An 8,992-nucleotide genomic window follows, 5' to 3' on the forward strand; every position below is an offset into this window, starting at 1 on the left:
TATATAATCAAAGATACTAATCATTTAATTAGATGTTGGTAGAGGGTCAATTTTACTTTCTACCATTTTTTGGTACCCAAATCATATTCCGGACATGTCTATTAAGATGGAAATCATTTCACCTATAGAAAATACATACTACCCAAACTACAAAAAGTTAATAAATGAAACTTTATTAAAGATAGTCATTGGCTTCCGGATCAGCCATCAATTTCATGTATATCTATAAATATTTATCTACAGACAAAAATAAAAAACTTTATAAAAACTTTGCAAATAAAACGCCATGTAACAGAAATAATTATCCCATTTTTAGATAAAATATCCCCAGGCTAACTATCACAAAAAACTCTATTATAGTAAATACTAAAAATTGGGTTCAGCATTTTTATACCAGTGATTGTTACCAAAACAAAAACTTCTCCTTTCTGAAAAAACATCCTCTCAGACAAGGGCAATTATTAAGGAATTAATATATATGATTGCTATGCTGATTGTAGCTTGGATAGTCTTCATAATATTGTGGAAGTTGCTGAAAGCAACCGTGAGCAATGCATTGACTGCTGCGGCAATTCTTATTTTATTAAATATTGGTTTTGGCATTACTCCACAGGATATTTGGCATCACGTAACGCAGTTTGCTGAAAACCTATCGCAGATCCAAAGTGGTAAATGAAAATATATACTTCACCTTTGATTAGCAAAAGTGAAGTAAAAATATAAAATGACAAAATTTTTGAATTTGACGCCAGTTGTGTAAAAATTGCTGTGGTTTTTATAACCTTTCTTGCTAGTTAATTATTTAATGCTGAAATCTTGGCTAAGGCATCCTTAAAACTCGGCGGCAACTGACGCATAATCTTGCCTCTTTCGCGATCTAAAGCTACTAAAGTCACCTTGGCAGTGACGTACAATTGTTGTTCATCAGTTGAGACAATGGCATAATCCCAATTTATTCGAACGCCAGTCACCTCAGCCATGCGCGTTTTTACCACAGCTGCCATTCCCAATTGAATTGAACGGTGATAGCGCACCGAGAGTTCTACAACTGGTAAATCGCAACCTATAGCGACTAAATCAGCAAATTCAATCCCTATAGATCGCAAGCATTCAATCCGCGCTTCTTCCATCCAAGCTAGATAAGAACCGTGCCAAACAACACCTGCATAGTCCGTTTGGTGGGGTTGTACTCTAACAGGATATTCAAACCAATTCCCAAATTCATCAGTTGATGAATTGTCAAGGGCGCTGGTTGGTGGTAATTTTGCTTGGTTGGGTTTTTCTTCTGACATCTTCAATTTTCTAACCACCTATAAATTTTCCAAATTTTCCAAATTATTGAATAGCATAAAAATTAATTGCGTTGTAGGACTTCTTGATTTAATATTTACACTTCCGAGTATAGGGAGTGTTTTGTTATGCAGCCTAATCTCCAGTATGTTAGTTTTATGACTTTGACTTTACTTAGTCTACTAGGTTTTGGGATGACTTATCCAGACAATAACCAAGTAACGACAAATGCAAAGTTGAGGTATGGCTCTGGAGAAAAAGCTCAAGCTTTACCCAAGAATAATCAACTTTCAGAAATTGCAAGGCTCAACGAAGAAGGTATCAGAGAATCTCGGCAAGGACAATCGAAACAGGGATTGCAGAGATTACAAAAAGCATTAGCCATCAGTAGAGAACTTGGAGAGCGCTCTTGGGAAGCGGTAACATTCAACAACATAGGCAGAATTTACCAAAGTCAAAGAAAGTATCCCGAAGCACTTCAATCCTATCAGCAAGCTTTATTAATTAATAGAGAACTTGGGGATCTAGTTCGACTTGGCAAAACCTACAGTAACATAGGTTACTTATTTGACATCCAAAACCAACCAGAGTTAGCAATTTTTTTCTACAAGCATTGCTTGATTAATCGTGAGAAAGCTCGCTTGAATCCATTAGCGCTTAGTGCGTCACAACCAGATGCTTATAGCATCACTGTTAGCCAGACATATCGCATTTTAGGTGAACGATTGCTCAAACAGGAACGTGTTGCTGAAGCACAAAGGACAATAGATTTACTCAAAGTTGAAGAACTAGAAGAATATCTCCAGACTGTGCCAGGTAATAAACTTACTGCCAAAGGTATTAATATAGCGGCAGCAGAAAAACCAATTAAACAAAAGTTGGATCAAACCGTGAATAATGCTGTTGTGTTGGGTAAAGAACTGACAACACTACGGAAAATTTCCCCTAAAGAGCGATCGCTCCAACAGAAACAACGCATAGAGCAATTAGTCTTAAATCAACAGCAACTCCTGGATGGATTTAACGAATTTATCAATAGTCCTTCAGTAAAAGCACAGGTAGAGCAAATTAGCCAGACAGCTAGGCGGCAAAATTTGGATTTGGAGAGTCTCAACCAACTTCGGGATAATTTGACGCAATTACCTCAAAAATCGGCACTACTCTACCCACTGATTTTAAAAGATAGTTTGGAATTGGTACTAGTAACTCCTGAATCCCCACCAATTCATCGCACCGTTCCTGTAAAACGCGAAGACCTTTATCAAACAATTGGTATTTTCCGCCAAGCTTTAATCAATCCCAGTCGAAATATCAAAGCACCTGCACGCCAACTGTATGACTGGCTAATTAAACCGATAGAAAAAGACTTAGAGCTATCAGATACACAAACTCTGATTTACGCTCCAGATGACCAGTTACGCTATATTCCTTTAACTGCTTTATATGATGGCAAACAATGGCTAGTGCAGCGCTTGGCTGTCAATCACATTACATCTGCCAGCCTGACTAATTTAAATACCCCACAACAATCTACCTTGCGGGTTTTAGCCGGTGCTTTCACTAAAGGTAATTATCAAATCAAAGTTGGTAATCGGCAGGTTGCTTTTGCTGGCTTACCCTTTGCAACACGAGAAGTGGAAAGTGTAGCAGCTATGGTTCCTGAAACTACGAAGCTCTTAGACGATGCCTTTAGCCCCAGAGCCACTGTACCTCAAATGGATGATTATACAATTGTCCACTTAGCGACTCATGCAGCCTTTGTGGTGGGTAAACCAGAAGATTCGTTTATTTTATTCGGGAATGGCGATCGCATTAACTTTAGAAATGTCGCCACTTGGTCACTCCCCCATGTAGATTTGGTAGTGTTGAGCGCCTGTGAAACCGGCTTGGGAGGCAAGTTAGGCAACGGTGAGGAAATTTTGGGTTTTGGCTATCAGATGCAAAAAACAGGCGCAAGAGCTGCGATCGCCTCATTGTGGTCTGTGGATGATGGTGGTACACAGGCACTTATGAGCGCTTTTTATAATATTCTCTCTACTAATAAGTTAATTAAAACTGAGGCTTTACGACAAGCTCAAGTTTCATTAATTAATGGGGGCTGGAAGGCAAGAGGCCACAATTTACCCGTGGCAGCAGTTAGCGATTTTAGTCACCCGTATTACTGGGGATCTTTTATTTTGATTGGCAATGGACTTTAGGTGTTGATCTTTCCTCACCTCTGTCAGACGATGCCTTTGTTAAAATTCTGGCTGATATGTCAGTTAGAAAATTCATTAAAAATTCATAATTCATAATTGCATTATGTTAAGTAGATTTAGACCCTAAGCAAAACAGGGTTGTTTGCTTGATAGTTGCAGGTTTTTTAACCTGTCTTTTAATTATGAATTATGAATTAATAATTACTAATTAGGTTGATTGTGATTAGCAGTAAGTTTTACCAACCTTTGAGCTAAAGGCTCAAAATCCGGTTCGTGAGGTTTTGGCAGATACTAAAAATATGCGATCGCCCAGCCATGAGCCAATCACTTCACGGTAATGGAGAATAGGTAAGAGCGATCGCTAACTAAGCCGCTATTACCTATTACCAGTTACCGATAATCGATTTGTAATTTGCCATTGACCTTTGAAACCTTAATACTTCTTAGCAAGAGTTTTAGAGCCTGTATCGGTTTGCATAGATTGCTTGACAAGATCAGCTAGTTCGTCTAACTGGCTAATTGCCTCAGCACCTTCTAGCTTCATTAATTCGCGGTCATCCCGCATTTCCGTCCAAGTAATCCCGTAATCGGATACCAAAAACCGAATCAGGTGGTTATCGCCCAAGCTAACCATAAACGATGCACTATTCATTTGGTCGCCACAGGTATAACAAGATGCAGGATACCCGCGCCGCTCTAATACGACAGCCAAGGCTTGCAGGTTCATTACCAAGTCTTGGACGAATTGTCGATGTTGATGTGCTAGTCTCAGAAACACTTTTCTCCTCCAGACACCACAGTCATTTGAGTTTCTTTTATATTTTCTTTAGATTTTCTCACCCATTGGTATTGTAAACTATTCAATACAATTACCAGACAGATGATATTGAGTCGTTAATTGACTACCTTGTTTAGGGTAGTACGTTAGAGTTTTGAGCGCCGTATCAAACTATTCAGTTTGCAAATTAAAAATCTCGGACAGAATTGCTAAATTTAACTATATCTTTATGCATTTCTGTCAGGGTAGATTCTTACAAGAAGCGATCCGCTTTAACAGTAACTTAAATCTAGCACTAGTCAACTACAAAAAAGTTACATATTTCGCTTTAATTGGCGACGTACAGCCTAAATGAGTATTAGTAGAGGCTACAAGGTAGTTTTACATCGTTATACTGCTTCTTTCTTAGATTTTTGCTCTGTTTTTTTAATGTAGATTTTGGTATAGACAAAGACTTTAGTATACCAAATTCCTTCCTCCTGTATATAGCAAGTTGAGCAGATAACAGTGCAAGTTTGATATCCAGTACTAAAAATTGGTAAGCTGTAGTTCTTAATACAAGCTTTGCGTAATGAATAGATAAGTCTGAGTGTAGAAGCTACAGTATATGAACTAAACACTGACAATACCTAAACTCAGCAAAGCAATGTTGCCATTTAGGCAATCTTTTCAGTTATTTTGGGATTATCCTTAACACAGTTGTACTACTAAAGCACAGAAATTTGGAAAGCTCCTTATCTTAGGGACTTATAATGAATATAGTGTAAGCGTTTCGTTGATTTGGAATGTGTTGTTTATTTACGCCGCGCTGTACTAGTATCAGGATATATCAAAGTGACGGCTAGCCTTGAGCCAGATAAAGAAAATTTAGAGCCTTTAGCAAACAAATCAATATGGCTCTCTCAATAATGCATCTTTTCACCAAGGTAAAACCAGGTTCTGCAATGGTAGAACTTAAAACATTAAATTTAAAAGTAGGTCATGGTATAGAAGGAGATATTAATGCCGACCCTATAAGTCCAAGACAACTTTTAATCGTTAGGTATGAAGATATTTTAGACTTATCAATTAAACCAGGAGAATTGCGAGAAAATATTTTGGTTGCAGGTATAGAATTTGAGAATTTTATTCCTGGTTCTTTGCTAAACTTTGAAAGTGGTGCGGCAATTCGTCTAACTTTTTACTGTGAACCGTGTAAGCAAATAGCCCATTTGGTAAAATCATTAAAGAGTATTCAAGGAAAACGAGGCATTTTAGGCGTAGTTATTAAATCAGGTCAAATTCAGGTTGATAGTAATTTTCAGGTTCAAGCTAATAAATTTCCCGCATTATCTGAAAATCCATATAAACGATTTTTAAATTTTATTATCAAAATTCCCAATGGGAAAGTAGTTACATATAAACAGATAATCAAAGGTATAGGAGTAGATAATAGCTATCTAAGAGCTATACCTACATACCTGAAAAAAACTTCGGCTGCTGATTATCCAGTACATAGAATATTAGACTCTAAAGATTATTTGATAACTTATGTGAATAACCAAAAAAATAAGTTAGAAACGGAAGGAATTAAAGTTTTTCTTGAGGGAAATTTATTAAGTAATACAAACAAAAGTTTTGTAGATACCAAAGATTATCTATGGGAAGATAATACAATGTATTTAGAATAGATAGTACTTTTAATTGATAGTTTCATATCCTATCTTTTGAAATTAAAAATGCTTTGCTTCCTCAAGATAATCCCTGATTTTTGATTTGTTTAGATGTAGCTTCCATAAAATCGATAAAAACTTTTATAAGTTTATGGATTCCTTCGCTACCTCCTGCAATTAAGCCTCCTGTCAGCAATGCATCTAAATAACGGAAAATTACTATTTGTATTGGATTATCTAAATCCATAACGACAAGTGGCTCGATTGATCGAATACCTATTGCGCTCATTAAAAGACCGAATAAAAGGGATGTCCATAGAGCAATTGTTCGTGTATCAGATTTATAGGCTGCTCTTTGCCGCTCTTTTTCATTTATATCATCAATTTGGGGCTTGAATATCTTTAATGGTTCTTGTTGATTTTGTGTAAAATTTTGGATAATTTGCTGCTCTAAACTCATTCCTTCAGGTGGTAGTCCACTGATTTGGTTGGATTCTACAGCAGGGAATTGGTTCTGTTGTTCTGCCATAAGTCTTATCTTCTCAGATAAGAGAGCCTTTTTTTGCTGAATACTAATATCTAATTGTTCGATAGATGGGCCTCGCCAAGTAGTTATAAAAACTTCTAAAGAACGTTCTAACAACAAAGAAATAAATAATTGCAAACTGAGTAACTGGATAATATCATTAAGCCCAAATGGTTTTAAAATAAATGGTTTAGATGATAGCCAAGTTGACAAAGTTACTACTAGAAAACTAATAATGATTAACAGAACAAATAGAGGAGATTCTGGAGAAAGCTTTTGCAACGTATCTATACTCCTGTTTCGCGTCACAATATTTAACACAGCCTAGAGGTGAAAATTACACCTGCTGAGTAACTTAACAACGTTAATTTGATATAACAGTAAATAATTTATTGCCTGACCATTTTTTTCAGCAAGAAACGATGTCTTCTCTACGCGAGGCTACGCGTGGCTTGCTTTTCCGTAGGAGTACAACTGGCTAACAACCATTCCAAAAGTAATGCCAATCTACTGTATATGGTGCGATCGCGTTAAATATGAAACGGTTTTGGGAACAGTGGACAATGCTAGAGTAAGCAGCAAGCGTAGTACCAAATAAAAACCCCTCCAAGGTTGGAGGGGTTAAGGTAATTTTTGTTGATGGGATAGTGATTAGGGAAAGACAGCAGCCTTTTTTTACTGGTGATGTATTTTCTTATCAAAGCAACGAGATGATAGTACAGCATTTCATAAATCCGTTACGAACCTCTACAACACTGTACTTAGTGAGATAAATTACTAGTATTGACAAATGATGTCAGCTGCGACTCGACAGCGTTTAGGTAAGCTGTATCATTCAAAGCTTGTGCTGGTAATTTTTTAGCATTGACAGCAGCCTTAACTACATCTAGTGCAGTCAGTCTTCCTGTTTGGTATTGAGAAACCAAAGCACTACCACTAGGAATACCCTGTGCTTTCAGGTTACCTTGATAAGCTAGAAATGCAGCATCAAAGGGTTTGAGGTAGCTGACGTTTGTAAAATGAGTGAGTAAATTGTTAGAGGTGATAGTTATAGGTTTGCCACTATTATTAGTAGCTGATTGAGCGCCGCCGATTCCAGGTAATAAAGCAATAGAAGCAACAATGAATACAGAATCAATTAAGGTGGAAAATTTCATAGGGTTATCCTTGGTTAGAGCAAAGTGCAATTAGTGTTCTTGAGTAATAGAGTATTATTCGTTATAAGTCTCAGCTTCCTGCACTCAGGTCACCTGAGCGATTGATGGATTCCTCACCCATTCGGGTGACCTGATTGAGCGCAAGAACTGAAAAAATAAATCGAGAGCAAAGTTCAGGAAAAACTTGAACAGATATACATTTAACTGAGATAATCTAAAAATTTATGCAGCGCTGTTACTTAGTTGTAGGCGTAACCTAACCAAGATATTGAGTTTCTGCACTCTCCCTTCAACAGCAGATTTCTTCCTTAACTATGACTGAATCTATTTGTATATTCGGGTTTACCGAACAAACAAATGAAAGTAAACCGTAACTTTTACCATGTTTAGTTTTGGACGGTAATTATCATTTTCTTGGTGGTAATAACCGAATTTATAGCAGATTTAACTTTGCATAATATAAATATGTAAGCGCTAATTGAAGCGCAAAATTGATTGAACAAAAGCTAATTGATGCGAGGAAGAGTTATGACACTAGTTCGTTGGAACCCTTGGAGAGAAATTGACACTCTACAACGTCAACTCAATAATTTATTTGAAGACAGCAAAGTAACATCTGAATTCTTGGGCAGAGGCTTAACCAAAGTTCCTGCTGTTGAAATACAAGAAACTGAAAATGCTATTCATTTGAATCTAGAATTGCCAGGAATAGAAGCTAAAGACCTGGATGTGCAAGTTACAGAAAATGCTGTTTACCTTAGCGGTGAGCGGAAGTCTGAAACTAAAACTGAGGATAAAGGTGTTACCAGAAGTGAGTTTCATTATGGTAAATTTCAACGCGTAATTCCTCTATCTGCTCGGATTCAAAATACTAACGTTACAGCAGATTATAAAGACGGCATCTTGAATCTGACACTGCCGAAAACTGAACAAGAAAAGAACAAAGTTGTCAAGGTTAATTTGGAACAATCTGCTACCTAATGGGTTGCGATCAGACTACTCTACCTCCTTTGATAGATTGAGATAGCTCAAAACCCGGTTGTGCAAATGACCGGGCTTTTTTGTAACAATTATCTGCAATAGGCGTATAAGTCCTATATACATGAATTATCTAAAAGAGCCAGAGAGTGTAGGCCCAGCCCGTCGTAGACATCGCCTTCTTATTTAACGTTTGTAAAGAAATTCAACTATATATGTAATGGTATGCATGGTTTGACTAAATCTACCCAACTTTTTACCTTTTGATAAGTAAAACTAATAGCTTCTATCAGTTTCACAAAAATGAGAAACTTGATTAAAAATTGTAAAGCATTGTAAAGTAGTTTCACAGGCAAAAACAAAACCGCCTGATTTATAAATAACTAACCGCACTTATAAAACCATGACAGCAA

8 protein-coding genes are annotated in these 8,992 nt (G+C 36.8%); 4 read left to right on the forward strand and 4 right to left on the reverse strand.

All coding sequences use genetic code 11. The features are described 5' to 3' along the window. The first annotated feature begins 478 nt into the window (after positions 1 to 478). Positions 479 to 676, forward strand: coding sequence for a hypothetical protein (locus H6G26_RS35215; RefSeq protein ID WP_190735870.1), 198 nt, complete (start codon positions 479 to 481; stop codon positions 674 to 676). 118 nt (positions 677 to 794) lie between these two features. On the opposite strand, the gene H6G26_RS35220 is transcribed toward H6G26_RS35215, so the two are convergent. Continuing rightward, positions 795 to 1,292 (reverse strand): thioesterase family protein, encoded by a 498-nt coding sequence (locus tag H6G26_RS35220; protein ID WP_190735872.1) that lies wholly within the window; start codon positions 1,290 to 1,292, stop codon positions 795 to 797. A gap of 126 nt (positions 1,293 to 1,418) precedes the next feature. Here H6G26_RS35220 and H6G26_RS35225 point away from each other — a divergent pair, with 126 nt between their 5' ends. Beyond that, positions 1,419 to 3,488: a CHAT domain-containing protein gene (locus H6G26_RS35225; protein WP_190735874.1), complete on the forward strand. Its 2,070-nt coding sequence runs from the start codon at positions 1,419 to 1,421 to the stop codon at positions 3,486 to 3,488. Between the two features lie 433 nt (positions 3,489 to 3,921). Here the strand turns inward: H6G26_RS35225 and H6G26_RS35230 are convergent, their stop codons facing one another. After that, the gene (locus H6G26_RS35230; RefSeq protein ID WP_118162512.1) at positions 3,922 to 4,266 is read right to left on the reverse strand and encodes a DUF1815 family protein; all 345 of its coding nucleotides are present in this window, start codon (positions 4,264 to 4,266) and stop codon (positions 3,922 to 3,924) included. A 944-nt stretch (positions 4,267 to 5,210) separates the two neighbouring features. On the opposite strand from H6G26_RS35230, the gene H6G26_RS35235 reads away from it, so the two are divergent. Further along, positions 5,211 to 5,936 carry an MGMT family protein gene (locus H6G26_RS35235; RefSeq protein ID WP_242054122.1) on the forward strand — a complete coding sequence of 242 codons (726 nt, stop codon included), beginning with the start codon at positions 5,211 to 5,213 and terminating at the stop codon, positions 5,934 to 5,936. A gap of 61 nt (positions 5,937 to 5,997) precedes the next feature. Here the strand turns inward: H6G26_RS35235 and H6G26_RS35240 are convergent, their stop codons facing one another. Beyond that, positions 5,998 to 6,726, reverse strand: coding sequence for a hypothetical protein (locus tag H6G26_RS35240; protein WP_190735877.1), 729 nt, complete (start codon positions 6,724 to 6,726; stop codon positions 5,998 to 6,000). Between the two features lie 479 nt (positions 6,727 to 7,205). After that, a complete protein-coding gene (locus H6G26_RS35245) occupies positions 7,206 to 7,601 on the reverse strand; it encodes a hypothetical protein (protein ID WP_190735879.1) in 396 nt (131 codons plus the stop codon). A gap of 528 nt (positions 7,602 to 8,129) precedes the next feature. Between H6G26_RS35245 and H6G26_RS35250 the strand changes: the two genes are divergently transcribed. After that, entirely contained in the window at positions 8,130 to 8,582 is a 453-nt protein-coding gene (locus tag H6G26_RS35250) for an Hsp20/alpha crystallin family protein (RefSeq protein WP_190735881.1), read from the forward strand. Positions 8,583 to 8,992 lie beyond the last annotated feature (410 nt).

This window comes from Nostoc sp. FACHB-888, from assembly GCF_014696655.1.
Taxonomy (GTDB): Bacteria; Cyanobacteriota; Cyanobacteriia; order Cyanobacteriales; family Nostocaceae; genus Nostoc.

Excerpts from the sequence above, each read along its gene's own strand:
- H6G26_RS35225 (WP_190735874.1), top strand. The coding sequence starts at position 1,419 with ATGCAGCCTAATCTCCAGTATGTTAGTTTTATGACTTTGACTTTACTT.
- H6G26_RS35250 (WP_190735881.1), top strand. The coding sequence starts at position 8,130 with ATGACACTAGTTCGTTGGAACCCTTGGAGAGAAATTGACACTCTACAA.
- H6G26_RS35245 (WP_190735879.1), bottom strand. The coding sequence starts at position 7,601 with ATGAAATTTTCCACCTTAATTGATTCTGTATTCATTGTTGCTTCTATT.
- H6G26_RS35215 (WP_190735870.1), top strand. The coding sequence starts at position 479 with ATGATTGCTATGCTGATTGTAGCTTGGATAGTCTTCATAATATTGTGG.
- H6G26_RS35220 (WP_190735872.1), bottom strand. The coding sequence starts at position 1,292 with ATGTCAGAAGAAAAACCCAACCAAGCAAAATTACCACCAACCAGCGCC.
- H6G26_RS35235 (WP_242054122.1), top strand. The coding sequence starts at position 5,211 with ATGGTAGAACTTAAAACATTAAATTTAAAAGTAGGTCATGGTATAGAA.